The sequence below is a fragment of the Vibrio mangrovi genome (assembly GCF_024346955.1).
GTDB classification, from domain to species: Bacteria; Pseudomonadota; Gammaproteobacteria; order Enterobacterales; family Vibrionaceae; genus Vibrio; species Vibrio mangrovi.
In genome coordinates this window covers 223,366-247,850 of the sequence record NZ_AP024883.1, presented here as the reverse complement: position 1 = coordinate 247,850, position 24,485 = coordinate 223,366, and the positions used below count along the sequence as shown (strand labels likewise).

The following is a 24,485-nucleotide window of genomic DNA, read 5'->3' as shown; positions in this document are numbered from 1 at the left end:
TACATATGATGATTCTTCGCTGGTTTTACACACTTTTATTGTTTCTGGTTGCACCAGTTTTTCTTGTTGGACTGTATAAAAACAGGCCAGGAAAACCACCTGTAGGTCACCGCTGGAAAGAGCACTTTGGCCTAACACCACCACTAACAAGAAATACGACAGAGACCGGAAGTCCTATATGGATTCATGCAGTTTCCGTCGGAGAAACGATCACCGTTGCCTCTTTAATCAAACAATTAAGACAAATATATCCAAATAAAAAGATAGTTATTACAACAACTACACCTACAGGAGCTGAACAAGCACAAAATTTAATTCCTGAAGTCGAACATCGCTATGCTCCATTAGACTTCCCTTTTGCTATAAAAAAATTCATAAAAACAATTCATCCCTCTCATCTACTCATTATGGAAACAGAACTTTGGCCCAATCTTCTACATATTGCACAGGAAAATGGGGTGAATATATCTGTTATTAATGCAAGACTATCTGAAAAATCATATCAGAAATATCGAAAGTTCAAAATATTCATTCAAATGTGTCTTCCTAAGATTAACCATATTTCCTGTCAATATTATGAAGACAAGAAGCGCTTCCTACTTCTGGGAGCGAATGAATCTCAGCTATCTGTAACTGGCTCAATGAAATACGATATAACCATTTCTCAAAAAATCGAGCACAAAGCTAAAGAACTACGTGATTACTTAGGAAAATCAAGACCAGTCTGGATTGCCGCAAGTACCCACAATGGCGAGGATGAGCTTATACTTGAAAGCCATAAAAAAATATTAAAATCCTACCCTGATGCATTACTTATCCTTGTTCCAAGGCATCCTGAAAGATTTAATACCGTATATGAGCTATGTATTAAAAACGATTTCTCAGTGTGTAGGAGAACACTAGAGGCAGAGAGTCACGTACAGACTCAGGTTTATTTAGGTGATACTATGGGAGAAATGCTCATTCTTATTGGTGCATCTGATGTATGTTTTATGGGAGGAAGCCTACTCGGAGATACAGGTGGACACAATGTTTTAGAACCAGCAGCATTGGAAGTTCCAACACTTATTGGCCCCAATTTCTATAATTTTCATGATATAACAACTGAACTAAAAAATGCGGAAGCTCTTCAGGTTGTAAATCATGCTCAAGAACTTCATGGGTATGTTATAGATCTATTCAACGATGATGAAAAAAGGAAGAAGATGTCATTTCAAGCAAAAAAAACTATAAGAAAAAATACAGGGGCAATTCGCAAAACCATTTGTACAATATTTTCTTAGTAAATTTTGTATTAATTCATTTTCTATTATTTAAATATCTTATATTCCATAACCAAAGTAAAAGACTTCTATATACTCGATTCAATTCTCTGAATATTTTATTCACAGGATTAACCTTTATCCTCTTAACGATATTCTGTATCTGACTTTCCATGTCGGATGGATTGAATATTGCGTAAGGAATAACTCCCATTGCAGGAACATCATGCTTATACGATTCACCAATAAAGTTATCGACTGCGCATAGCCACTCTTCACTGTGAGAAACAAATTTATCCGCAGCAGATGGTGTTATACTATAACCTCTTGCTCCCCCTAAATTATCTCTCCACATCACAATTTGGAAGCCATCATGAGTACTTTCAAACACATTACATTCAATATGATTGTCTTGTGGTTCTATACGTAAGTAATCATATTTTTCATGTAAAGATGGAAGCTTCTCAATGACCTGATTGAAGAAAAGCGTTGGAAGAAAGTCATCTTCAAGAATGACTATCGGCTCATTTAGCTCAATACATTTTTTCCACAATAAGAAATGACTTGCATACACCCCTTTTTCTCCCGGCGTCAAAGGGTTTCCACGATACTTAATTCTATATTGATCATTAGGTTTGGCGGCTAAATCAATCGGAAGACCTTTAAACCCATCCACAGCATTAAAAAACTCAAAATCGACATTGAGTTCTGATAAACATTTCTCGACCCTCTTTCTTCTCTCTAAGGCTCTTTCTAAGTTGATCACATATAATTTCATAACTCATCCACTACCAGCAAGTAACCATCCATCAATGACTCCCAAGAGCGGTTACTAAAAAAAATGTTACTTTTTACTTGTTCTTTTTTAAAAGAGCGTATTAAGCGCTTTATATTATTTGATTTCCAATTCTGACAGGCATCGAGATAGCACTTATCAAAATCAATAATCCAAACATGCTCCTGCTCATCAATCAGAATATTATGGATATTCAGATCCGTATGATTCACCTGCGCATCATGCATCTTGCGAATCTCCCGACCAATCTTCCCATAGACCTCATCACTCAATGAATTTTCCTGAAGAATTGTCACCAAATCACGTGCGTTAGGGATCTTTTCTGTAATTAAATCTGCCTGATAACATACATGTTTCTTAATAGCTCTGGCGGCAACGGGACGGGGAACATTTACACCAGATTTTCTCAGATGCTCTAAAACCTGAAATTCCTGGTAGCTCCTTGTCTTATCCCAATTATAAAAAAGATAGTGATCTCTAACCAACTTGCCAAATAATCCGCCCCGCCGATAATGACGCAATGCTCCCTGAATACCATCAAGCTGGATAAACCATGTTGTACCTCTTCCGGATGCCTGACCAACAATCTTATCCTGCTGTTGCCAGAAACTGGCATCAAAGCATAGTTCAGGAGATACCGATAACAGCACCTCATCATACCAAACCCGTAATTTACCTTGCTCGAACGTTTTCACAGCCAACCCAATGATGAAAGCTTCACTCAATCAGCATTTTACATTTTCTTTCTCTCTCTGCATAATTCCTGTCAATTCTATTTGCCTCTAGTGACAGTTATGGCGTTATTTGACTCTGCTCCCCGATCTATCTGTGTTCTGCGCCTTTCTGCTATTGGTGATGTTTGCAATGCAATTGCTGCGGTTCAGACGATTCAACGCCAATGGCCTCAAACAAAAATTACGTGGATTACCGGTAAATTAGAGGCCCAGCTAATTCATGATCTTGAAAACATTAATGTCATTATTTTTGATAAGAAACAGGGACTGAAAGCATACCGGCAACTATGGACAACTCTCAAAGGAGAACAGTTTGATGCCCTGTTGCACATGCAATATGCTTTCAGAGCCAGTATTGCAACACTCGGGATCAAAGCAACCTATAAACTAGGATTTGATGCAACACGTAGTCAGGACTTTCAGACCTGGTTTACCAATCAACATGTTCCTTCTCCTAATGCCCCTCATGTGCTGGATGGTATGCTTGCGTTTGCTCAATTTCTGGGTATTAAAGACACTACACCAAAGTGGGCACTTACTTATTCTGATAGTGACAATCAATGGGCAGAAGAAAAATTAAACGTACACAAACGTAATCTAGTGATAGTTCCCGGAGCCAGCAAAGCCTATAAAAACTGGATGGCTGAAGGTTATGCCGCAGTCATTCAATATGTATATGACAAAGGTTGGAATATCATCCTCGCCGGCTCACCGGCTCAGGTTGAAACCGATTTAGCTGCCCGGATACTGAAGTTGATTGATTGTCCTGTCACCAATCTGGTCGGCAACAGTACTTTAAAACAGATGCTGGCACTGCTGGACAAAAGTGATCTGGTCATTGCACCTGACACCGGCCCGGCTCATATGGCAAACGCAATGAATACACCGGTTATCGGTCTTTATGCCCATCATAATCCACAGCGAACCGGTCCTTATTCCTATCGGGAGTATGTTGTCTCTGCCTATGAAGATGCGATTAAAGCAGAAACTGGCAAAGAAATATCAGAATTAAACTGGCGTTCCCGGGTAAAAGATGAATCAGCAATGAATCGAATTCAGGCCGCTCAAGTCACTCAGATGTTTGATAAAGCGGTGAAAGACTTTCACCTCTCAGATAAAGTGAGCTCAAATACGATTTAGTCATTCAGAATACGAATATCAACATACAGCTATCGTCTATCAACTACTATCGTCTACCAACGGAGAAACATCATCGTGAGACAACCAACCTTAGCCGTTGCCCTTATTGTGAAAAATGAAGCAAAGCATCTGGAAGCCTGTCTGAACACGGTTCAGGGCTGGGTCGATGAGATTGTTGTCCTTGATTCAGGAAGCACAGATGATACAGAAACAGTTGCCCGTCAATTCACGGACAAGTTTTTTTCCAATACTAACTGGCCGGGATTTGGCCCTCAGCGTCGTCTGGCGCAGTCATATGTCGAATCAGACTATGTCTTATGGCTGGATGCAGATGAGCGGATAACACCAGAGCTCCGAAGCAGCATCCAGAATGCGGTAAGAGCAGATAAGCCCAATACTATCTACCAGATTTCACGCCTGAGCTGGGTCTTCGGTCGTTTTATCCGTCATTGTGGGTGGTATCCTGACAGAGTCTTGCGTTTATATCCTACCCAGTTGACACAGTACAACGATGCACTGGTTCATGAAAAAGTTGAAGTGACATCATCTATGGCTGTAGAAACACTTTCCGGAGATGCGATCCACTATACTTACGACGATATCCATCATTATCTGGTGAAATCCGCAGGATACGCCAAAGCCTGGGCAGAACAGCGCCAGCAACGTGGGAAAAAAAGCAGCATTAGTCAGGGAATGATCCATGCAATGGGATGTTTTCTGAAGATGTATGTTATCAAAGCCGGATTTTTAGATGGAAAGCAGGGCTTCCTGTTATCTCTGCTTTCCGCACACTCTACATTTGTGAAATATGCCGACCTCTGGGTGAAAACAAATACGACACCACCCAAGGATTAAGCTCACTCAGAACAGACTCAATCCGGATTTGACTCATATCTTCCTGCTGAGATTTATCTCCCTGAACCGGTGGAGAAAATGACAGATGGCGTCCTTCCGAATTCAGCGGCTTCCACCGTAATGGTGTTGCCGAACGTTTGGCCGGGAAAAAGCCGATGGTAGGAACATCAATCGCGGCTGCAATATGTAATGGCCCCGTTGAGCCGGCAATGAAAAGGCTCGCACAGGCAATTGATTTGGCAAAATCGACCAAGCCGTCATTTTTATCGTATACAACCGCTTTTTCACCCTGATGATTGATACGCAGTTGAAGCTGATAAGCCTTTTCTTCTTCACCTGGCCCCGCAGTCAACACCACTTCAAAATCACCATCGAGTCCATCGATCAACTGGCTATACTGTTCGAGGGAAAGATTATTGGCCGAACCACCACTACCCGCATGAACAAAAATCCAGGGTTTATCAGGATGAATACTCAACTGAGCCGCCAGTTTATCCTTCTGCTTCGAAAGTTCTGATGGTGTGAAGGCGAGATAAGGAGCGCTTGGTTCGACAATCGGTATCTGATGATCCTTTAAAAAAATACGAATCAGATCCAAATTATATTCATACTCGGGTTTGGCTGACTGTGAACGTTTTTGTTTAACCCTATGATTATAAAATACTTGTGCCAATTTTGTCGCCGGAGCCATACGATACGGAATTCTCGCTTTCCAGACTAACAGGGCATTGTATGTTGTCGAGAATAAATTGATAGATGCATCAAAGCTGTCCTGGCGAATTTTCCGGATAAGTTCCTGCTGGGATGCTTTCGAACCTTTTGGGGTCGGATCCTCAAGGACTTCATCAATCCATGGGCACAGTTCAGCCAGTGCCATAGTATAACCGGGAACCAACGCCGTTATATGGCAGTCTGGCATTGATGCTTTGAGCATAGCGAAGCTGGGCCACGCTAGCATGAAGTCTCCGATTTTATCATTACGAATCACAAGTAGCTTTTTCATTTCAAACTCTTATTCAGTCACTTCCCGTCTATCATACGCACTTCAATAGGTGATTTTGAGTCTTTTTGTTACTATATACCTAAGTAACTCAGTTCAACTTTTGAGATAACAGGCTGTGAACAAAAAAAAATTATCGCGTGTCATCTATCCGGGCACATTCGATCCTCTGACAAACGGGCATCTTGATATTGTCAATCGTGCCGCCGGTATGTTTGATGAAGTCATTATTGCCGTTGCCGCCAGCCCCAGTAAAAACACCATGTTCACTCTGGCAGAAAGAGTTTTTTTCGCAGAGCACGCCACCGGGCACTTAGCCAATGTGAGCGTTCAGGGATTCTCCGGGCTTTTAGTTGATTTTGCGAAACAAGTTGGTGCAAATGTATTGATCCGCGGTCTACGGACAACCATGGATTTCGAGTATGAGTTCGGATTGACCAACATGTACCGCAGACTTATGCCAGAGCTGGAAAGTGTATTCCTTACTCCGGCAAACGAATTCGCCTTTCTTTCTTCAACGATTGTCCGGGAAGTTGCCATTCACGGCGGAGATGTCGATACCTTTGTTCCCCCAATCGTTGCTGAATCACTCCGTAAAAAACGTAACGTTTAAACCAGCCCGGAGATCAAGCACATCAGCTATATTTGGCAAAGCGGGCAATAGAAGGTGTTCCGTTGTCCGATTTTCTGTTCAAGGATGCCTTGTCCACATTCAGGGCATGGCTCTCCGGCTTTACCATAAACCCGCAGCTCCTGAGCAAAGTAACCGGGTTTTCCGTCAGCCTGAGCAAAATCTTTCAATGTGGTTCCGCCCTGCTCAATAGAATAAGCAAGTACGGTCTTAATTTCAGCCACCAGCCTTTCCCATTCAGTCATCGTCAGTGAACCGGACTCGCGTGTCGGTCGGATACCGGACGTAAACAACGATTCATTAGCATAGATATTACCTACTCCGACAACCACCTTATTATCCATAATAAACTGCTTCACGGTCACTCGCTTCCCTTTCGCTCTCGTTGCCATGTAGTCAGCAGTCAGTTCATCAGAAAGTGGTTCGGGGCCAAGATTATTCAGCACAGAGTGTTTCACTCCGTTTTCAGCCCATAGCCATGCGCCAAATCGTCTGGGATCGTTATAACGCAGAACCTTACCATTCATCATAAACAGATCGACGTGATCATGTTTTCCGGGAGGAAGCGGTGCATCTAAAATCCGCAAAGAGCCAGACATCCCCAGATGAACGATCGCTGTTCCGACATCGGTTTCCAGCAATAAATACTTTGCCCTTCTCTGAATCCGGCGAATCACCTGCCCGGCGATCTGCTGAAGTTCGAAAGGAATCTCCCAGCGAAGCTTCGGCGTACGAACACTCACAGATTTCACCTGCTCACCGACCAGATAAGGACTGATCCCTAATCGACTGACCTCAACTTCGGGTAATTCCGGCATTTCAATGCTCCTCCTGCGTCGGCGTTTCGGAAAGTACCGGAGGAAACAGATAACTGTCTTCCGCAGTCACCGCAATCCACTCTTCCTGCCAGTTTTTCAACAACCAGAATTGAGGAAAACGATAATAAGTAATCCGCTGGGGTTCTTCCTGTTCTTCATACCAGACTTCTACCGTTCTCGGATTATTCAGCTTACCTGCCAACGACTGGTAAGTCTTATCATCTACCAGTGTACCGACAATACCCCGCCAACGCTGTACCAGCTCCAGAGCAGAGATATCAAACGACACTGTCGATTTCCAGTCACCATTGGATTCACGCTCCAGCGACCAGGGCAATGTTTGTATCGAAGTAATTGTCAGTTGGGGATTGAGAAGAGATGGATTGTTACTCTCTTCATGAGGCAAAAGATAATCTTTAATGATGGTTGGTAAATTCAAAATGACGATAAATAAAATCACCGCCAGAATCAGGTAATTATTCCAACGTCGCTTTCGATCCTTCATCGCTGTACTCTCAACAGATATTTGCACTCAATAGATATTATCCGTTCATCCTATGCCCTTTCTCTGAAAAAAGGTAGGTGAAGGCAATAAAAAACCCAGCCAAAGCTGGGTTTTATGCAAACTTACAAAAAGCAGTTCAATTACTTGATTTTTGCTTCTTTGTAAACAACATGCTGGCGAACTACAGGATCAAATTTTTTGATCTCGAATTTACCTGGCATGTTGCGCTTGTTCTTGTCAGTTGTGTAAAAATGACCAGTACCTGCAGAAGATACCAGACGAATTTTCTCACGAATGCCTTTAGCCATTGTTCAATTCCTCTTAAACGTTTTCGCCGCGAGCACGAATATCAGCAAGAACAGCATCGATGCCTTTCTTGTCGATGATACGCATGCCTTTCGCAGTCAGGCGCAGTTTAACAAAACGTTTTTCGCTCTCTACCCAGAAACGATGAGTTTGTAGGTTCGGCAGAAAACGACGCTTAGTAGCATTACGTGCGTGCGAACGGTTGTTCCCCGTTACAGGACGCTTACCAGTTACTTGGCATACTCGGGACATGAATGTCTTCTCCAAATCGTTTCAGCTCGATATCAACCTTGGTGGCCGAACCTCTCTCCATGATGAAGGGTGAGGTTTAAAACCATTATGGAAAATCCATACAAGGCTATCAAAGGTCGCGCATTATACTAACTTGATGTGCATTGCTCAAGACCCGAACAGATCCTTTTTTGCAGATCCTTAGATCTTTTTCATCGCCGAGCTGATAATAGGTTGAAAATTTAGTGGGCGAATGATAACAGAATCTCCTTATCTCACAACTAAAACTTTCGTAAATTCCCCCTAATCAGCCGAAAGCGACCGCTTACTTCCAAATCGACCGGATAATAAAGATAAAGTGCAGCCAGTTTCTATCAGAACACACTAAATCCAGCCCCGTTCGGCAAACGAGACAATTTCACCGTCGCCAATCACAAAATGATCCAAAACCCGGATATCCACCAGCGCTAATGCATCGGTAATGCGCCGGGTAATACTTCGGTCAGCCTGACTGGGCTCGGCAATACCGGAGGGATGATTGTGTGCCAGAATCAACGACGCAGCGTGATGCTGAAGTGCCCGGGAGACAATCTCCCGCGGATACACATTTGCTGCATTGATTGTCCCTTCAAACAAAATTTCACCGCAGATCACCCGATTTTGGTTATCCAGAAACAATACATAGAATGCCTCCCGTCGCCGATCACGAAGCACTCCCGACAAATAATAACGGGTATATTGCGGATTCGTCAGTGCATCCCCTCTTTGCAGAGTTTCCGAAAAATAACGCTGAGCCATTTCCAGAACCGCCTGCATCTGAACAAATTTAGCTTCCCCCAGTCCTTTATAGCGACAGAATGAAGCCTTTGATGCAGAAAACAGTGCCCGGAGCGAACCAAATTCCTGCAAAAGAAAATCAGCCAGTTCAAGCACATTCATCCCCGAAACCCCGGTTCGTAAGAATATAGCCAATAGCTCAGCATCAGATAGTGCAAGGGGGCCACGGGAAAGCAACTTTTCCCGTGGCATTGATTCTTTAGGAAGGGATTTAAGACTCATCGTATGGCTCCTTTCTGTTTGCCATACAAAAACTGAAGATGAGACCATATGCAACTTTAGTGGTACATTTTCCGAGAAGCATCAACTCCAGTTGCAATCATGATGTCTGTTAAATCTTAAAGTGTCCGACTAAATCTCCCATTTTCCGACCAGACTGCGCCAGCCGGTCACTGATTGATTCCGATTGTTGCAGATTATGGTTCAACTCATTCACAATCTGCTGAATCGCCACCAGGTTCTGGTTGATCTCTTCAGAAACCACACTCTGTTGCTCCGCCGCAGAAGCAGTCTGTATACCCATATCCTGAATTGTTCGTATCGCCTGAGAAATACCTGACAGACTTTCTCTGATACGCACTGATTCCTGTTCAGTACTTTCTCCCCGCTCCCGGCTGGATTGCATACGACTAACCGCTTTACTGACTCCCTGATTCAGTGAATTCAACATTTCACCGATCTCTTGCGTACTATTCTGAGTCCGGCTTGCCAGAGAACGGACTTCATCAGCCACGACAGCAAATCCCCGCCCCTGATCTCCGGCACGGGCAGCTTCTATTGCAGCATTCAGTGCCAGCAGATTAGTCTGTTCGGCAATTTCTCCGATTACATCCAACACCTGAGTTATTTCACCAGCCTGTTCACTCAGCTCTGAAATAGCATCTGAGGTCAGATGCACTTCTTTCACCAAATTACCAATCCCTTCTATTGCGTGGTTAACCTCATTCTGTGCCTCAATAATCTGTTGATTGGCAGATTCTATCGCCTGGGCTGTCGCATTGGTGTTCAGTGCCACTTCACGGGCCGTGGCACTCATTTCGGTTACGGCTGCAACGACTTTATCGGTCTCCTGACAATGGCTATTCATTTTCTGGGTGGAATGAGATGTCTGCTGATCCAAATCATTCACGGCCAGAACAACATCCCGCTCAGTCCGGCTGATATCCGAAATCAGCGGATGAAGTTTGTCCATAAATGAGTTAAATGCCTCTGCCACCAGTCCGACTTCGTCCCGACTTTCAACATTCAGCCGGGCGGTCAAATCACCACCTCCGGCGGCGACATCCTGCAAGGATGTAAGTATATGCTGAAGTGGAGCGACGCCTCTGGAAACCAGCCAGCTTACGATGATAATCGTTAATATCAGACCGATAACCGACAGTCCGATAGCAGACCACGTCTGTTGATATAGCTGATCTTCCCGGTTGGACTGAAAAGCAGCAACCTGATGGTCAATATCATCGATATAAACACCGGTTCCCAAAACCCAGTCCCATTTTGGCAGGTACTCAGCATATCCCAGCTTCGGTGCCTGATCATTCAGAGAAGGCTTATGCCATGAAAAATAAAGAAATCCGTCACCAGACTTCGCCGCCTGAATCAACCCGGCAATAACAGGAACTCCGTTTTTGTCTTTCAGGTCATACAGATTTTTCCCTTCCAATGCCGGTTTAATCGCATGCAATGTATTTACTCCCTGCGAATCATACGCAAAGAAATAACCATCATCATCAAAACGCATCGCCTTTAATATCTCTTTGGCCCGTGCTTTATTCTCACCATGCTGATCACTGTCATACAGAGACTGAATCGCCGTCGTTCCCATCATCAGGTAAGACTTCAACTCATTTTTATGACTATTTACCAATTCCTGACGATATTGTCCGAGCTCTTGCTCCAGCGACTTCATGCCACTCCAGTAATAAACCAGGGTAATCACCGCAGTAATCACCATCAGGGGAATCACAGTGAGCAAGAGGAGCTTGGTCCGACTTCGAAGAGAACTAAACATAAGATTCCTCACCTATTTATCTCAATTTACAATTCATAAATATAACCCTTATTGCATATATTTCTGCAAATATCTGTGAGTAATACTCAAGTCTGCAAATATGGTATTCTGGGCGGATGAGTCCGTCTCTGACACAGTTCTGACATCTTCTCAGGAGTTGTGCTAGCATAGCGCGCAGAGTTGTTAAGGAATGAAAAAATGCAAACATTGGCAGGAAAAAAAATACTGCTGGGGATCAGTGGTGGCATCGCAGCATATAAGTGCGCTGAACTAACTCGCCGTCTAATCGATCACGGTGCAGAAATCAGGGTTGTTATGACAAATGCGGCCAAAGCTTTCATTACACCGCTCACCATGCAGGCCGTTTCCGGTCATCCGGTTTCAGACAGCCTACTGGATCCGGCAGCCGAACGCTCAATGGGACATATAGAACTGGCAAAATGGGCCGATTTAGTCCTTCTGGCACCGGCAAGTGCTGATCTGATTGCCAGAGTAGCAGCCGGAATGGGCAATGACCTGCTTTCCACGCTGATACTGGCCACTCAGGCTCCGGTTGCAGTTGCTCCGGCTATGAACCAGCAAATGTACCGTCATGTCGCAACCCAAAGAAATCTGCATACCCTCGAATCATTTGGCATGCATATCTGGGGGCCGGACGCCGGTGAGCAGGCTTGTGGGGACGTTGGTCCTGGCCGCATGCTGGAACCGATGCAACTGGTTGGTTTATGTGAACAGTTCTTCCAGCCAAAATTACTCTCCGGAAAATCCGTTCTGATTACCGCAGGGCCGACCCGGGAAGATATCGACCCGGTTCGATATATTACCAACCACAGTTCCGGCAAAATGGGATTTGAGATTGCAAAGGCAGCCGCGCAGCTTGGCGCAAACGTCACTCTGATTGCCGGACCAACCAGTCTCTCAACACCAACAGGTGTACAACGGGTCGATGTCACCAGCGCATCAAGCATGTATGAAGCCGTGATGACACAGGCCCAGTCACACAATGTTTTCATCAGTTGTGCTGCTGTTGCCGACTACCGCCCGGTTGACGTTGCCGAACAGAAAATTAAGAAAACCGATGATTCCGATACAATGACCATCACACTGGTCAAAAATCCGGATATTGTCGCCTCTGTCGCCGCGATGACCAGCAATCGGCCATTTACTATCGGTTTTGCCGCAGAAACACAACAGGTTGAGCAATATGCCCGCTCAAAAATGGCCCGTAAGAATCTGGACATGATCTGCGCCAATGATGTTTCAGTCAGTGGGCAGGGATTCAATAGTGATCAAAATGCGCTTCATCTGTTCTGGCCATCGGGTGAGAAAAAACTGCCGCTGGCATCCAAGTCTCAGCTTGCACTGGAACTGATGACACTCATCAGCGAAAAAATAGGATAAAATACAAACAATAACTGACTGAATTTTCTCGCTCAGTCTGTGATTGATAGCATGTGGTAACGGAAAAGGTACGGAAATGACCGGAACAAAAAAAAGTAATCGTCGTGACGAAATTCTTCAGGCTCTGGCTGAAATGCTGGAGTCTCATGATGGCGCTTCTCGCATTACTACCGCCAAGCTCGCCAGACAGGTCGGTGTTTCAGAAGCGGCGCTCTATCGTCATTTTCCCAGTAAAGCCCGGATGTTCGAAGGGTTGATCGAGTTTATCGAAGAGACACTCATGTCACGGATCAACATGATCCTCCATGAAGAAAAAGATACCTTAAACCGTCTGAACATGGTCATGCAGTTGATTTTGACATTCTCCGAACGTAATCCCGGCCTGACACGGATACTATCCGGTCATGCCCTGATGTTTGAAAATGAGCGTCTGCGCGAACGGATCAATCAGCTCTTCGAGCGGATTGAAACCTCTTTGCGGCAAATACTGCGGGAACGCCAGCTCCGGGAAGGAAAATCATTCCCGGTCGGAGAAAATATTCTGGCCGCCCAACTATTAGGGCAGGTTGAAGGAAGCCTGAACCGCTTTGTCCGTTCAGATTTTAAATATCAGCCGACGGCAAACTTTGACGAATACTGGTCACTGCTCAGTGCACAACTGAAATAACGTTTTATGAATGATTACAAAATAGGCAAACCTGCCTTTTCCATCACTTTACTACACCCCAAATATTGGGGTGTCTGGTTTGGGTTTGGCCTGCTGGCTGCAATAGTCAATCTGCTTCCCTACTCGGTATCGCTCTCTCTCGGGCGAGCGCTGGGAAAAATGGGAATGAAGATTGGTAAAAAACGGGTTCATATTGCCAGACGAAACCTGCAACTCGCCTTCCCGGAAATGTCATCACATGATATTGAGGCAATGGTAGCCGAAAACTTTAAGAATACCGGGGCTGCATTAATCGAATCAGGCATTACCTGGTTCTGGCCGACCTGGCGTTTTCGCCGCATTCTGATAGAAAAAGATATCAGTGCCCTGAGAAAACACGCAGAAAATCATAAAGGTGTTCTTCTGTGTGCGGTCCACGCTCTGAATCTGGAAATCTGTGCCCGCGGTTTTGCCGTACTCGGTCTGCCCGGTTATGGCGTTTATCGCCCACACAGTAATCCGGCTTACGAGTTTATCCAGTATCGTGGCCGAACCCGGAACGGCAACCAACTGGTTTACCGGCGTGACCTCAAACAGATGATTCGGGTCTTACGCAAAGGCGAGCGATTGTTTTACCTGCCGGATCAGGACTACGGACACAATAAGTCGGTCTTTGTGCCTTTTTTTGCGGTTGAAGAAGCCTGCACCACAACGGGTACCAGCCTTATTGCCTATCCTAGCAAGTGTGCCCTTGTTCCCGTATCCGGATTCCGGACGGCTCAGGGAAAATATGAAATCATGGCAGATATTTCCATCGAAGATGACTATCCGCAAAAAGATATGAGTGCCGCCGCTGCCTATTTAAATAAATACATTGAAATGATCATTATGCGTGCACCGGAACAGTGGATGTGGTTACACAAACGATTTAAATCGTTACCTGACGGAACAAATAACTCACGATATCAATAAGAATCAGGATTTTGCGTTCATGAGCACAGCTCCAGAAAATCACAATAAGAACAGCATCGACGGCTATCTGCACAACCCGACGTTCCAGTGGGCCTTTCTGCATCCTCGCCACTGGGGAACATGGCTCGGTGTTTTTTTCGCAGCACTGTTTGCTTTCATGCCCCCCAAATGGCGTGACGGCCTTGCGCGAAAAATGTCAAAACTGATTGTAAATAAGAACGGCCGGGTCGTCCGCCGGGCCAGAGTCAATCTCGCCTACTGTTTCCCGGAAAAGAGCGAATCCGAGCGTGAGGAAATCCTGCATGAAACGTTTGTCAAAGCTGCACAATATATGCTGGGTTATTCAGAATTTTTAGTCCGTTCGACCAGACATAACCAACAGCGGGGCGTTCTGATTGGTGAAGAAAACCTACTGCCGTTACTGGATGCCGGTGAAAAAGTAATTATCCTCGCACCGCATGCATGGGCTGTCGATTACCCAGCAGTTATGCTAGCGGCCCGTGGCTATAAAGTCACAACCATCATGAAACCACAGCGCAATCCGATTGGTGACTGGCTGATGCATGTCCAGCGGATGCAATATGGCGGGCGTATTTTTGCGCGGGATGCCGGCGTCAAACCGTTTGTCCGTTCAATTAAAGATGGTTATATCGGTTACTGGCTTCCGGATGAAGATCACGGCCCGCAGAACTCTGTTTTTGTGCCATTTTTTGCCACTGAAAAAGCCACACTGAAAGGCTTTGGTAAGATGGCTCGTCTATCCAGAGCGAAAGTCATTCCGGTGCTACCGGCCTACAACGATAAAACATCCAAGTACGAAGTGTATATCCTCCCGGCCATTGAAAATTTCCCGACAGGAGATGAAGAGCAGGATGCCCGGGCAATGAATAAAGCTATCGAAGATCTGGTTACCCCGCATCCGGAGCAATACATGTGGAATCTGTTTTTGCTGCAAACACAGCGTGACGGTAAAAAAATCTACCAGTAATGACTGATTCTGATGGGATAAATAGATGGATGTGGAACCACATCCATCCGTATTCCATTTAGTCCGGGAAGTTATGCCACACCATACTGGTCACGATAGGCTTTAACTGCCTGCAGATGCGCAGCATTATCGCCCTGCTCTTCCAGATAAGTAATTAAATCCGTCAGACCCACAATTGAAATCACCGCACAGCCAAAGTCTCTTTCGACTTCCTGAATTGCAGATAGTTCTCCCTTGCCTTTCTCCTGACGGTCGATCGCTACCAATACACCAGCCAACTCGGCACCATTGGCTTTGATAATTTCCATCGACTCACGAATTGCGGTTCCGGCTGTAATCACATCATCCACCAGCATGATTCTTCCTTCCAGCACACTGCCGACCAGATGACCGCCTTCACCATGATCTTTGGCTTCTTTCCGGTTGAAACAGTATGGCGTATCAACATTGTGATGATCAGCTAAAGCAACTGCCGTTGTTGTCGCAATCGGAATACCTTTATACGCAGGGCCGAATAACACATCATAATCAATCCCTGAATCAACCAAAGCTGCGGCATAAAAACGTCCCAGACGCGCCAGATCCCGCCCGGTATTAAACAGGCCGGCGTTGAAAAAATAAGGGCTCTTCCGACCGGATTTCAAGGTAAACTCACCAAATTTCAGAACTTCTTTTTCAAGGGCAAATTCAATAAATTCACGCTGGTACGCTTTCATTTACTTTCTCTCTTTACGTTTATATTTGTCTCTTCACAACCGATTTTCCAGCAGGCTGGATTCCTGCAAACAAGTTTCCCTGTAAATAATAAACCGGCAGATAAAAAAATAGCCCCGACAGGAGCTATTTCTCTACAATTAATTCTCTAATGCAGCTTTCTGCACTGCGACAATATCGCTAATACCTTTTTTCGCGACAGCCAGCAGATCCAGTAACTGTTCATGACTGAACGGTTCACCTTCAGCAGTACCCTGAATTTCGATCATTTTACCTTCTTCGGTCATCACGACATTCATGTCTGTATCGGCAGCCGAATCTTCAACATATTCCAAATCGCATAAGACATCTTCACCCAGAATGCCGACAGAAACCGCAGCTACATGGCCTTTCATAGGGTTTTTCTTCAGCTTTCCGGAACTAACCAGATGTTGGAACGCATCCGCCATCGCCACACTGGCACCGGTAATTGATGCAGTCCGGGTTCCGCCATCAGCCTGAATCACATCACAATCGACAGTGATCATGATTTCACCCATCGCTGCCAGATCGACGACTGCACGTAAACTACGGGCAATCAAACGCTGAATCTCCATCGTACGACCACCCTGCTTTCCACTGGTCGCTTCCCGACGGGTCCGGGAGTGTGTTGCCCGTGGTAACATACCATATTCAGCTGTCACCCAGCCTTTCCCCTGACCTTTCAACCAGCGTGGTACATTTTCTTCGACACTGGCATTACACAACACTTTAGTATTTCCGAATTCAACCAGCACAGAGCCTTCGGCATAAGCGGTATAATTGCGGGTAATTTTAATCGGACGAACTTGATCCGCAGCACGGTCGTTTGGACGCATAAGGTAGCTACCTGTTTTTATCTGGATGAGTGATGAAATTGGCCGCAGATTATAGCGGAAATCAGACCAGCAAACCACCATCAGGAACTCGACGTTACCAAGGTTATATAACGAAGAATACATCAATCTGCCGGATTCGTTATCAACTCACGCCTTGAACTACAGATTTGTGTTAAGATGAAGCGAATAGCAGATTCCAAATCTTCAAGACCTAAGGAAAATTTGATGATTTATAGTATGACCGCGTACGCACGCAAAGAGGTCAAGGCTGACTGGGGCACCGCCATATGGGAAATCCGCTCTGTCAATCAACGCTATCTCGAAACCTATTTTCGACTCCCTGAGCAGTTCCGTGGTCTAGAGCCGATTTTACGCGAACGCTTTCGTAAGCGTCTGGCCCGGGGAAAAGTAGAATGTAACCTGCGCTTTGACGCCAAGCATTCGGCAACAGGTGAGCTTACAATTAACGAAAATCTCGCCAAACAGGTAATCGAAGCCGCCAATCAAGTCATGCATATGACCGGAGAACTCAGCCGGGTCAACCCATTTCAGGTGATGCAATGGCCAGGTGTAATGGAAACGCCTGAACAAGATATGGACACGATCAACACTTTACTACTGGAAGAATTTGATGGTGCTTTAACTGACTTCATCGAAACCCGCGGGCGTGAAGGTGAAAACATGAAAGTGCTGATTGAACAGCGTCTGGATGCAATCACTCAGGAAGTCACTAAGGTACGCGCCCACATGCCGGAAGTTATCGAATGGCAGCGGGAACGCCTGTTCAACAAGTTTGAAGAAGCTAAAATCGAACTCGATCCTGGCCGGGTAGAACAAGAGCTCATCTTATTGGCTCAGAAATCTGATGTCGCCGAAGAGCTGGATCGGCTCGATTCTCATGTCAAAGAGACCAAAAACATCCTCAATAAAGGCGGCTCCTGTGGCCGACGCCTCGATTTTATGATGCAGGAATTCAACCGCGAATCGAACACTCTGGCCTCAAAATCAATCAACACCGAAGTCACCGCTTCCGGCGTCGAGCTTAAAGTGTTAATTGAGCAAATGAGGGAGCAGATCCAAAATATAGAGTAACTTCCAAGTTATTCCATTAACGTTTATAAAGCCCTTATACAAGGGCTTTTTTATTTCCCTAGTTCAGGCACAATATGTACGAAATTGAAAATCATAGGGAACCTAAATAAAAATGGATAAAATAGTTCAGATATCAGATATACACTTTTGCATTAGAGATAAAAGTCACGATTCAAGGAAAAACCTATCCTTAGTATTAAACAAAATCAATAAGTTATATGATGAATATATTTTGGTTCTTTCTGGTGATATGGTAATGAAAGCAGATAAAGCACATTACATAGAGCTTTATAAATATATAAGAAATTTCACTCAAAATGAAATATATGTTATTCCTGGTAATCATGATGATATAGCCTTAATGAGAGAGTTAGCCAAACAAGCAGACTTCTTTAAAATTCAAGATACTCTAGAGATAGGCAACAATGATATAGTTTTCTTGGATTCCAGTGAAAAAGGAGAATATCTGGGTGGAGGAAAGATAGACCTTTCTCATTTTGAAGTTATAAAGTCTAAGCTTAGAGAAAACTCGAATAAGATAGTTTTTATTCATCATCCACCTTTTAAAATTGGAGCGGAGTGGTTTAAAAAAATATGCCTTGATAATGGTGATTTATTTATGAAATCGCTACTGAAAATAAATAATTTAAAATATCTTTCTTATGGGCATTGTCATAACTACTTCATAGAAGAAAGAGAAAATACTGTGTTTTTATCATGCCCATCCTCATGGATTCAGTTTGATCACTCTTGCCATCATGAGATGAAGTATGATCAAAAAAGAGAGATTGGATTCAACGTCTTTCATCTATCCGATGATATTTATCATGATACAGTAACAGTCTCTGACCATTGATCTATCGGCTACTTTCATTCATCCCCACTCATAGAAAGTAGCTATCTTACTGCATAAGCTATCTTATTGGGCTTTGGTAGTTTTTCCTGTTGTACATAAATCAAACACAGGCTGGAAGTATCTATTTCTTCATCAATTGCACTTCATTCAGCATTCTTCTCACCGCCTTCTCTTTTCTCTTTGCCTTTACTCCCACTTTGATGAAAAAAGTGGAAAACAGCAGAACTAAAAATGGTGGGATAGCCAGAATAAAATCAGACAAATGTATGTAGCCATCACCAGAAAAAATAAAGGCGAGAATACACAGAGTGATCACGGTAAGAACACCACCAAAGAGAATAAATGGCATGCCATTACTACGCATGGATGCTTTGATGTTTTTTGACTGATTAACATAACCATACCCTAAAAAAACGTCGCTTTCTGGGTCCTGAAGTCCAGAGACAGCAACAAGGTCGCCATCTTCTAAAACCCATGGTTCTGACAGTGTCAGACGAATGACTGTTTGAGAACCTTCCAGCTCTATGCGAACAGCATTTTGTGTTACAGCCTGGCAGGATTTAACCCTACCCTCAATCAAAGTCATATTCATAGGTTTAAATATTCAAGTTTCGCTTCAGATAATCATCATCTGGTTTAACGAATTTAATTCAGGTGTGAGTTGTACTGAACATCGTTAAAAATGAAATCAATCTCATAGGATGAATAATATTCTTTACAAATATTAAATTTTTCCTTTGAAGTCAATCGGATATTTATAATTCATCTAGCTTGGTCTAAGAATTAGACCATAATAATCAGTACTCATTCTATTGATATCAAACAATTTCATCTCCTGAAAATAAAATGCTTTGAATAAGCGGGGAAAGGAGAGTCGTTTCAATCGGAGATAGTACGGTGGTGAATCCCCTCAACTTCAGGGGTTCACCCGAAACGGTACAGACAATGAATGGAGAATTTGTTAATTACGGTTAACCACCGAATCACGGACAACCAGATTTCCCTGAATACTTGCCCGGTTTTCTGACGGATGACGGTTCAGAAAATTATCAAGTTCTTTCATCAGGGCTGCAACCAGCCGTTCTGACGGATAACTGATACAGGTCAGTGCTGGGGTTAACTGTTTAGCGAGTGAGGAATCTTCCAGAGACAGAATGGATACATCCTGCGGAGTCGACAGATTGAAGTCCTGAAGCAGCTTCATTGCAATTGCGGCATGGCTATCTCTCATCACAATCAACGAAGTGAAGGATGAATAGCTGTTGAGCAGATTCATCATCGCCAGTTCAGCACTGTCATCTGCACTGACAATCAGTTGCCGGTTGATTGGGATCGACATATTCTGCATCGCGGTTTTGTAGCCTTCAAGCACCAGTTGAGAAGCGAAGTTCTGACCATCAAGCAGAATAGCGACCGAAGAATGTCCCTGACTGGAAAGGTAACGGCATGCACTCTCGCAAGCAAAACGGTAGTCATAGCTGACCGAGCGGCACTCATCGCTTACATAGCTGTCAACGGCAATGGTTTTATCGAGCGCGGATTCAGGAATATCTCCACCAAACGTAATGATGGCATCACACTGACCGTGTCCCCATGATTCTACAACCTGAGTATATTCCTCCGGAGTATCGGCAAAGCTGACCAGCATGCGTTTGTTTCTTTGTTTTAGTGACTGGCATAACAAGGGCAGAAAAGTTGAAACCTGACCGGCATCTGTCGTCGCCAGAACCACACCGATATAGTCTGACTTCTGGGTCGCAAGACTCTGCGCCATCGTATTGGGACGGTAGTTAAGTTCTTCAGCTGCTCTGAGCACGGCTTCGCGGCTTTCTTGTTTCACTCCCCGGCTACCGCTCATCACGCGGGAAACTGTCGCTTTCGAGACATTTGCCAGCCGGGAAACATCAGTGATAGTAACCATGACAATCCTATTTCACGAAGGTCAATCAAAGGGAAAACGCAAAAATGGAAAACGGTTCCCGTCTATTTTCATTTTACCTTTGAAGACACATTTAACAAGTGGATTGCGCATAGTTCATGCCAATCCGGTCATTCTATGACCGGACTGCATCTCCCGGCTGAATCAGAGTCAATGATTCATTGTGCAATCCGCCGGTGCATATCGATCATTTCAACGACCATTTCCTTTGCCAGCATCGATGTCATCAAATGGTCCTGAGCGTGAACCATAATCAGCGTCATCGGTGTTTTTCCTTCGCCTTCATCCGCTTCAATCAACTGGGTCTGAACCCGGTGAGCAAGGCTGGCAAATTCACCAGCCTGTTGCAGCAGTGTTTCAGCCTGTTCAAAATCTCCGGCTTTTGCACTTCGAAGCGCTTCATAACAGAGGCTACGGGACTGCCCTGCATTAATAATAATTCCCATAACCTGTTCTTCCAGATCCATTATCGGCTCCCATCCATTCCTATTGTCAGCACAGACACATTAATCATCGAAACCATTCGCTTCAGAGACCTGAGCAAACCATTCACCGCTTTTTTTCAGGCTGCGTTGCTGTGTTTCCAGATCCAGCCGGTAAAAACCGTAACGGTTCTTATAGGCATTACACCATGACCAGTTATCGATGAATGTCCATAAATGATAGCCCTGACAGGCGGAGCCTTCTTCAATCGCCCGATGTATCCATTTCAGGTGCTCACGAATGAAGTCAATGCGGTAGTCATCCTGAATCTGCCCATCAACCAGGAATTTCTCTTCACCTTCAACACCCATCCCGTTTTCCGAGATATAACAAGGAAGATTACCGTAGTGCTCACGCAGGTTAGTCAGAATGTCATAAATCCCTTTTTCATAAATTTCCCAGCCGCGATGAGGATTCATTTTTCTGCCGGGCATTTCATAAGGTTCAAAGAACCATTCAGGTACAAAAGGCGCATTCGGATTCACAGCACTCAAACGTGCTTTGACGCGTCTTGGCTGATAATAGTTAATTCCCAGCAGATCGATTTTCCCTTCAGCGATCAGCTCACAATCTCCTTTCTGAATATCTGGTAGTTGTCCGTACTGCTTGAGTAACGCAACCAGTTCCAGTGGATACTCTCCCCGAATAGCCGGGTCGAGGAAGCTCCGGTTAAACATCAGATCACAAATCCTGGAGGCATCCAGATCCGCTTTATGCTGAGAGCGCGGGTAAGACGGAGTCAAATTGAGAACAATACCAATCTGTCCGGTCTGATTAAGCGCCCGGTATTTGCTGACCGCCATCGCATGAGCCAGTATCGTGTGATAAGCCACAGTCGCAGCCCGACGGAAATCCAGTACATTCGGATAATGGAAATCGTATAGATAACCGCCTTCAACCGGCACAATCGGCTCGTTAAAGGTAAACCAGTGTTTCACCCGGTCGCCGAACAGACGGAAGCATGTTTCAGCATAATTTGCATATGCCTGCAACACTTCCCGGTTCTCAAATCCGCCGATTTCCTGCATCTTCATCGGCATATCGAAATGGAACAGACAGATGAACGGTTCAATTTCCTGCTCAACCAGTTCATCAATTACCTGATTATAAAAATCAACAGCTTCTGGATTAACATCTCCGGTTCCGTCAGGGATCAGACGGGCCCAGGAGATAGACGTGCGAAAACTGTTATGATTAATGTCTTTCATCAATTGGATATCTGAGCGGAAATTCTCATAAAAAGTTGACGCCTCAGTTGCTGAGACGCCCTGATGAAAGCGATTGGGTTCTGATTTGTACCAGTGATCCCAGATATTTTCCCCTTTTCCTCCAGAGAAAGCCGCCCCTTCAGTCTGGGTTGCAGAGGCGGCACTTCCCCAGAAGAAATGCTGTGGAAATTTATACTTCATATTGGTTCTCCATCAGTGGGCAGTCGTACTGCCCACTTTAATCATCATTTTTTGTTCATACTGAACCGGTTAGACCGTCACACTTTGTGGTTGTTTCTCTTCCTGTGCAGCTTCAGCAGCTTCTTTATCCAGCAGTTGTTTTTCATATGCTTTCAGGAATGGCAGATACATCAAAGCGGCAGAACACATACACAGTACAGAAAGAATCACCGGACTAACTGCCCAGTTGGCTGCCCATGACGCACCAATAGGACCCGGTGTAGTCCACGGTGTCAGCGATACCACTTTTGCCACCAGACCAAAATCAACGGCAAACCACGCCAACACAGCATTGATCATCGGTACCAGTACGAATGGCAGGAAAAATACCGGATTCATGATGATCGGAGCTCCGAACAAAATCGGTTCATTAATGTTGAAGAAACCGGGGACGATACCCATTTTCCCAATAGTTCTCAGGTGAACAGCCTTTGATCTCAGCAGCAAAAATGCCAGTGGCAGTGTCGAACCAACCCCACCGATCAACAGGTAATGATCCCAGAAACCTTGTAGGAAGATATGAGGCAACGCTTCACCGGAAGTCATTGCTAACTGGTTTTCAGACAGGTTTGTCATCCAGAACGGGTTCATGATCCCGGTAACGATTAACGCACCGTGAATACCGGCAAACCAGAGTAGCTGACAGATAAATACCGCAAGTAATACTGCCGCTAATGAGTCAGAAGCAGAAACCAAAGGTTGCAGTAGCGTCATGATTGCCTGAGGCAGAATCATTCCTGTTTGTGCTTCAATAAATAAATTGAGCGGGTATAGCGTCAGAATAATCGCCAGGACCGGGATAAGAATTTCAAACGAACGGGCAACCCCGGTTGGTACTTCCGGCGGAAGTTTAATCGTGACATGATTTCGTTTCAGGAACGCATACACTTCTGTCGCATAAATCGCAGTCAGAATCGCAGTAAAAATTCCCTGACCAGAGAGATACTGCATTGAGATCGCACCATCTTTTAGCGGTGCTGCGACCAGAAAGAATGCCATTAATGCCAGAAGACCGGTGGTCATCGGATCAAGATCGTGATGTTTTGCCAGACTGGCGCCAATCCCAACCGATATAAACACCGTCATAACCCCCATACTGAGGTTGAAAGGTAACATCAGCTCATCACGGTATTCAGCGGAAAAGTCCAGCCATGCTTTGGCAAAACCCCACGTCGTATCCCCAGGAAACGGAGGGAAGATAAACACTAGCATAAACGATCCGACGATCATAAACGGCAGTGCCGCAATGAAACCGTCCCGGATGGATGTCAAATATTTTTGCTGGCCAACTTTCACTGCTAGCGGCGATAATTTTTGTTCGATTGCATTGACCACATGGTCGTATAGAGTACTCATGTTGATGTCCTGTTATTGGTTTTGTCTCAAACTCACTCGCCTATCAGTTCGATAGCAAAATCAAGCACTTTGTCCCCATTTTGCATGCCATAATCCATCATATTGATCGGCTCGACTCTGATACCGTATTTATCTGCTTCTTTTTGTAGGTCGGGTTGCATGTATTTCACCTGAGGGCCAAGCAGAACAACCTGATAGTTTCCCACCTGATCGCTGAACTCTGAGGCGCCGTACGCTTTGATATCCGCGTCAATGCCACGTACTTTTGCTGATGCTTCCATTTTTTTCACCAGCAGTGAGGTTGACATTCCAGCGGAGCAACACAGCATGATCTTTTTCATATCCGATACTCCTTACTTCGATTCAATGTTCTTCGTTTAGACACCTAGAGTATGCGCCCTCGGACAAACATTGGAAACCGGTTTCCAATGTTTGTCCATCAGGAATGTGAGTCGGATCATCAAAAGAACGACATTCGATCATGATTCTATGATCTGCAGATAAAATCCGGTGAACAGAGGATGAAAGCAGTGGAGAGAAAGTAGCCGATTTTGCAGGGATAAGTTGCGATACCATCACCTGAAGGTGTGATCCAATCTTTATTTAT

27 protein-coding genes are annotated in these 24,485 nt (G+C 44.7%); 10 read left to right on the top strand and 17 right to left on the bottom strand.

Annotated features, from left to right (window positions below):
- Positions 1–8 precede the first annotated feature (8 nt).
- A complete protein-coding gene (gene waaA / locus OCU74_RS01110) occupies positions 9–1,283 on the top strand; it encodes a lipid IV(A) 3-deoxy-D-manno-octulosonic acid transferase (protein WP_087481669.1) in 1,275 nt (424 codons plus the stop codon).
- A 16-nt stretch (positions 1,284–1,299) separates the two neighbouring features.
- Here the strand turns inward: waaA and OCU74_RS01105 are convergent, their stop codons facing one another.
- Together OCU74_RS01105 and OCU74_RS01100 are read right to left on the bottom strand one after the other, a co-directional pair.
- Positions 1,300–2,040, bottom strand: a complete 741-nt coding sequence (locus OCU74_RS01105) for a glycosyltransferase family 25 protein (RefSeq protein WP_087481585.1) — start codon at positions 2,038–2,040, stop codon at positions 1,300–1,302.
- Positions 2,037–2,753 (bottom strand): 3-deoxy-D-manno-octulosonic acid kinase, encoded by a 717-nt coding sequence (locus OCU74_RS01100; RefSeq protein WP_087481670.1) that lies wholly within the window; start codon positions 2,751–2,753, stop codon positions 2,037–2,039. Before OCU74_RS01100 ends, OCU74_RS01105 begins: the two co-directional genes overlap by 4 nt.
- 99 nt (positions 2,754–2,852) lie before the next feature.
- Here OCU74_RS01100 and OCU74_RS01095 point away from each other — a divergent pair, with 99 nt between their 5' ends.
- The gene (locus OCU74_RS01095; RefSeq protein WP_087481586.1) at positions 2,853–3,932 is read left to right on the top strand and encodes a glycosyltransferase family 9 protein; all 1,080 of its coding nucleotides are present in this window, start codon (positions 2,853–2,855) and stop codon (positions 3,930–3,932) included.
- A gap of 69 nt (positions 3,933–4,001) precedes the next feature.
- Positions 4,002–4,787 carry a glycosyltransferase family 2 protein gene (locus OCU74_RS01090; RefSeq protein WP_087481587.1) on the top strand — a complete coding sequence of 262 codons (786 nt, stop codon included), beginning with the start codon at positions 4,002–4,004 and terminating at the stop codon, positions 4,785–4,787.
- Here the strand turns inward: OCU74_RS01090 and OCU74_RS01085 are convergent.
- Positions 4,726–5,790 carry a glycosyltransferase family 9 protein gene (locus OCU74_RS01085; protein ID WP_087481588.1) on the bottom strand — a complete coding sequence of 355 codons (1,065 nt, stop codon included), beginning with the start codon at positions 5,788–5,790 and terminating at the stop codon, positions 4,726–4,728. The genes OCU74_RS01090 and OCU74_RS01085 overlap by 62 nt on opposite strands.
- A gap of 115 nt (positions 5,791–5,905) precedes the next feature.
- Between OCU74_RS01085 and coaD the strand changes: the two genes are divergently transcribed.
- Complete coding sequence (gene coaD, locus OCU74_RS01080; protein WP_087481589.1) at positions 5,906–6,400, top strand: pantetheine-phosphate adenylyltransferase; 495 nt, start codon at positions 5,906–5,908, stop codon at positions 6,398–6,400.
- Positions 6,401–6,426: 26 nt separating this feature from the next.
- On the opposite strand, the gene mutM is transcribed toward coaD, so the two are convergent.
- From mutM to OCU74_RS01050, 6 genes are all read right to left on the bottom strand, one after another.
- Positions 6,427–7,236, bottom strand: coding sequence for a bifunctional DNA-formamidopyrimidine glycosylase/DNA-(apurinic or apyrimidinic site) lyase (gene mutM / locus OCU74_RS01075; RefSeq protein ID WP_087481590.1), 810 nt, complete (start codon positions 7,234–7,236; stop codon positions 6,427–6,429).
- A 1-nt stretch (position 7,237) separates the two neighbouring features.
- Positions 7,238–7,741, bottom strand: a complete 504-nt coding sequence (locus tag OCU74_RS01070) for a hypothetical protein (protein ID WP_087481591.1) — start codon at positions 7,739–7,741, stop codon at positions 7,238–7,240.
- A gap of 140 nt (positions 7,742–7,881) precedes the next feature.
- Positions 7,882–8,049, bottom strand: coding sequence for a 50S ribosomal protein L33 (gene rpmG, locus OCU74_RS01065; RefSeq protein WP_004728408.1), 168 nt, complete (start codon positions 8,047–8,049; stop codon positions 7,882–7,884).
- 13 nt (positions 8,050–8,062) lie between these two features.
- Positions 8,063–8,299: a 50S ribosomal protein L28 gene (rpmB, locus tag OCU74_RS01060; RefSeq protein ID WP_021704597.1), complete on the bottom strand. Its 237-nt coding sequence runs from the start codon at positions 8,297–8,299 to the stop codon at positions 8,063–8,065.
- Between the two features lie 363 nt (positions 8,300–8,662).
- Positions 8,663–9,337 (bottom strand): RadC family protein, encoded by a 675-nt coding sequence (gene radC / locus OCU74_RS01055; RefSeq protein ID WP_087481592.1) that lies wholly within the window; start codon positions 9,335–9,337, stop codon positions 8,663–8,665.
- 109 nt (positions 9,338–9,446) lie between these two features.
- Positions 9,447–11,126, bottom strand: a complete 1,680-nt coding sequence (locus OCU74_RS01050; RefSeq protein WP_087481593.1) for a methyl-accepting chemotaxis protein — start codon at positions 11,124–11,126, stop codon at positions 9,447–9,449.
- Between the two features lie 198 nt (positions 11,127–11,324).
- Here OCU74_RS01050 and coaBC point away from each other — a divergent pair, with 198 nt between their 5' ends.
- From coaBC to lpxM, 4 genes are all read left to right on the top strand, one after another.
- Complete coding sequence (gene coaBC / locus OCU74_RS01045; protein ID WP_087481594.1) at positions 11,325–12,527, top strand: bifunctional phosphopantothenoylcysteine decarboxylase/phosphopantothenate--cysteine ligase CoaBC; 1,203 nt, start codon at positions 11,325–11,327, stop codon at positions 12,525–12,527.
- Between the two features lie 76 nt (positions 12,528–12,603).
- On the top strand, positions 12,604–13,194 hold the full coding sequence (gene slmA / locus OCU74_RS01040) for a nucleoid occlusion factor SlmA (protein ID WP_087481595.1): 591 nt from the start codon (positions 12,604–12,606) through the stop codon (positions 13,192–13,194).
- 6 nt (positions 13,195–13,200) lie between these two features.
- Positions 13,201–14,145, top strand: a complete 945-nt coding sequence (gene lpxL / locus OCU74_RS01035) for an LpxL/LpxP family Kdo(2)-lipid IV(A) lauroyl/palmitoleoyl acyltransferase (RefSeq protein WP_087481596.1) — start codon at positions 13,201–13,203, stop codon at positions 14,143–14,145.
- A 19-nt stretch (positions 14,146–14,164) separates the two neighbouring features.
- Positions 14,165–15,133: a lauroyl-Kdo(2)-lipid IV(A) myristoyltransferase gene (gene lpxM / locus OCU74_RS01030; RefSeq protein WP_087481597.1), complete on the top strand. Its 969-nt coding sequence runs from the start codon at positions 14,165–14,167 to the stop codon at positions 15,131–15,133.
- A 71-nt stretch (positions 15,134–15,204) separates the two neighbouring features.
- Here lpxM and pyrE read toward each other — a convergent pair whose 3' ends face one another.
- Positions 15,205–15,849, bottom strand: coding sequence for an orotate phosphoribosyltransferase (pyrE, locus tag OCU74_RS01025; protein ID WP_087481598.1), 645 nt, complete (start codon positions 15,847–15,849; stop codon positions 15,205–15,207).
- 138 nt (positions 15,850–15,987) lie between these two features.
- Positions 15,988–16,704: a ribonuclease PH gene (gene rph, locus OCU74_RS01020; protein WP_087481599.1), complete on the bottom strand. Its 717-nt coding sequence runs from the start codon at positions 16,702–16,704 to the stop codon at positions 15,988–15,990.
- Between the two features lie 225 nt (positions 16,705–16,929).
- On the opposite strand from rph, the gene OCU74_RS01015 reads away from it, so the two are divergent.
- Positions 16,930–17,796 (top strand): YicC/YloC family endoribonuclease, encoded by an 867-nt coding sequence (locus OCU74_RS01015; protein ID WP_087481600.1) that lies wholly within the window; start codon positions 16,930–16,932, stop codon positions 17,794–17,796.
- Between the two features lie 112 nt (positions 17,797–17,908).
- Positions 17,909–18,652, top strand: coding sequence for a metallophosphoesterase (locus OCU74_RS01010; protein WP_087481601.1), 744 nt, complete (start codon positions 17,909–17,911; stop codon positions 18,650–18,652).
- Between the two features lie 121 nt (positions 18,653–18,773).
- On the opposite strand, the gene OCU74_RS01005 is transcribed toward OCU74_RS01010, so the two are convergent.
- The 6 genes from OCU74_RS01005 to OCU74_RS00980 all read right to left on the bottom strand — a co-directional run bounded on the left by OCU74_RS01005 (position 18,774) and on the right by OCU74_RS00980 (position 24,219).
- Positions 18,774–19,244, bottom strand: coding sequence for a hypothetical protein (locus OCU74_RS01005; RefSeq protein WP_087481602.1), 471 nt, complete (start codon positions 19,242–19,244; stop codon positions 18,774–18,776).
- Positions 19,245–19,613: 369 nt separating this feature from the next.
- Positions 19,614–20,573, bottom strand: a complete 960-nt coding sequence (locus OCU74_RS01000) for a LacI family DNA-binding transcriptional regulator (protein ID WP_087481603.1) — start codon at positions 20,571–20,573, stop codon at positions 19,614–19,616.
- Positions 20,574–20,749: 176 nt separating this feature from the next.
- The gene (locus tag OCU74_RS00995; protein WP_087481604.1) at positions 20,750–21,058 is read right to left on the bottom strand and encodes a PTS lactose/cellobiose transporter subunit IIA; all 309 of its coding nucleotides are present in this window, start codon (positions 21,056–21,058) and stop codon (positions 20,750–20,752) included.
- A gap of 39 nt (positions 21,059–21,097) precedes the next feature.
- Positions 21,098–22,483 carry a glycoside hydrolase family 1 protein gene (locus OCU74_RS00990; RefSeq protein WP_087481605.1) on the bottom strand — a complete coding sequence of 462 codons (1,386 nt, stop codon included), beginning with the start codon at positions 22,481–22,483 and terminating at the stop codon, positions 21,098–21,100.
- A 69-nt stretch (positions 22,484–22,552) separates the two neighbouring features.
- On the bottom strand, positions 22,553–23,878 hold the full coding sequence (locus OCU74_RS00985) for a PTS sugar transporter subunit IIC (RefSeq protein ID WP_087481606.1): 1,326 nt from the start codon (positions 23,876–23,878) through the stop codon (positions 22,553–22,555).
- Between the two features lie 32 nt (positions 23,879–23,910).
- Positions 23,911–24,219 carry a PTS sugar transporter subunit IIB gene (locus OCU74_RS00980; protein WP_087481607.1) on the bottom strand — a complete coding sequence of 103 codons (309 nt, stop codon included), beginning with the start codon at positions 24,217–24,219 and terminating at the stop codon, positions 23,911–23,913.
- Between the last annotated feature and the right edge of the window lie 266 nt (positions 24,220–24,485).

Excerpts from the sequence above, each read along its gene's own strand:
- OCU74_RS01085 (WP_087481588.1), bottom strand. The coding sequence starts at position 5,790 with ATGAAAAAGCTACTTGTGATTCGTAATGATAAAATCGGAGACTTCATG.
- pyrE (WP_087481598.1), bottom strand. The coding sequence starts at position 15,849 with ATGAAAGCGTACCAGCGTGAATTTATTGAATTTGCCCTTGAAAAAGAA.
- OCU74_RS01015 (WP_087481600.1), top strand. The coding sequence starts at position 16,930 with ATGATTTATAGTATGACCGCGTACGCACGCAAAGAGGTCAAGGCTGAC.
- OCU74_RS01105 (WP_087481585.1), bottom strand. The coding sequence starts at position 2,040 with ATGAAATTATATGTGATCAACTTAGAAAGAGCCTTAGAGAGAAGAAAG.
- lpxM (WP_087481597.1), top strand. The coding sequence starts at position 14,165 with ATGAGCACAGCTCCAGAAAATCACAATAAGAACAGCATCGACGGCTAT.
- radC (WP_087481592.1), bottom strand. The coding sequence starts at position 9,337 with ATGAGTCTTAAATCCCTTCCTAAAGAATCAATGCCACGGGAAAAGTTG.
- lpxL (WP_087481596.1), top strand. The coding sequence starts at position 13,201 with ATGAATGATTACAAAATAGGCAAACCTGCCTTTTCCATCACTTTACTA.
- OCU74_RS01000 (WP_087481603.1), bottom strand. The coding sequence starts at position 20,573 with ATGGTTACTATCACTGATGTTTCCCGGCTGGCAAATGTCTCGAAAGCG.
- rpmB (WP_021704597.1), bottom strand. The coding sequence starts at position 8,299 with ATGTCCCGAGTATGCCAAGTAACTGGTAAGCGTCCTGTAACGGGGAAC.
- OCU74_RS01095 (WP_087481586.1), top strand. The coding sequence starts at position 2,853 with ATGGCGTTATTTGACTCTGCTCCCCGATCTATCTGTGTTCTGCGCCTT.
- OCU74_RS00995 (WP_087481604.1), bottom strand. The coding sequence starts at position 21,058 with ATGGATCTGGAAGAACAGGTTATGGGAATTATTATTAATGCAGGGCAG.
- OCU74_RS01050 (WP_087481593.1), bottom strand. The coding sequence starts at position 11,126 with ATGTTTAGTTCTCTTCGAAGTCGGACCAAGCTCCTCTTGCTCACTGTG.
- slmA (WP_087481595.1), top strand. The coding sequence starts at position 12,604 with ATGACCGGAACAAAAAAAAGTAATCGTCGTGACGAAATTCTTCAGGCT.
- OCU74_RS01010 (WP_087481601.1), top strand. The coding sequence starts at position 17,909 with ATGGATAAAATAGTTCAGATATCAGATATACACTTTTGCATTAGAGAT.
- OCU74_RS01005 (WP_087481602.1), bottom strand. The coding sequence starts at position 19,244 with ATGAATATGACTTTGATTGAGGGTAGGGTTAAATCCTGCCAGGCTGTA.
- OCU74_RS00980 (WP_087481607.1), bottom strand. The coding sequence starts at position 24,219 with ATGAAAAAGATCATGCTGTGTTGCTCCGCTGGAATGTCAACCTCACTG.
- coaBC (WP_087481594.1), top strand. The coding sequence starts at position 11,325 with ATGCAAACATTGGCAGGAAAAAAAATACTGCTGGGGATCAGTGGTGGC.
- OCU74_RS01070 (WP_087481591.1), bottom strand. The coding sequence starts at position 7,741 with ATGAAGGATCGAAAGCGACGTTGGAATAATTACCTGATTCTGGCGGTG.
- OCU74_RS00985 (WP_087481606.1), bottom strand. The coding sequence starts at position 23,878 with ATGAGTACTCTATACGACCATGTGGTCAATGCAATCGAACAAAAATTA.
- rpmG (WP_004728408.1), bottom strand. The coding sequence starts at position 8,049 with ATGGCTAAAGGCATTCGTGAGAAAATTCGTCTGGTATCTTCTGCAGGT.
- rph (WP_087481599.1), bottom strand. The coding sequence starts at position 16,704 with ATGCGTCCAAACGACCGTGCTGCGGATCAAGTTCGTCCGATTAAAATT.
- OCU74_RS00990 (WP_087481605.1), bottom strand. The coding sequence starts at position 22,483 with ATGAAGTATAAATTTCCACAGCATTTCTTCTGGGGAAGTGCCGCCTCT.
- waaA (WP_087481669.1), top strand. The coding sequence starts at position 9 with ATGATTCTTCGCTGGTTTTACACACTTTTATTGTTTCTGGTTGCACCA.
- mutM (WP_087481590.1), bottom strand. The coding sequence starts at position 7,236 with ATGCCGGAATTACCCGAAGTTGAGGTCAGTCGATTAGGGATCAGTCCT.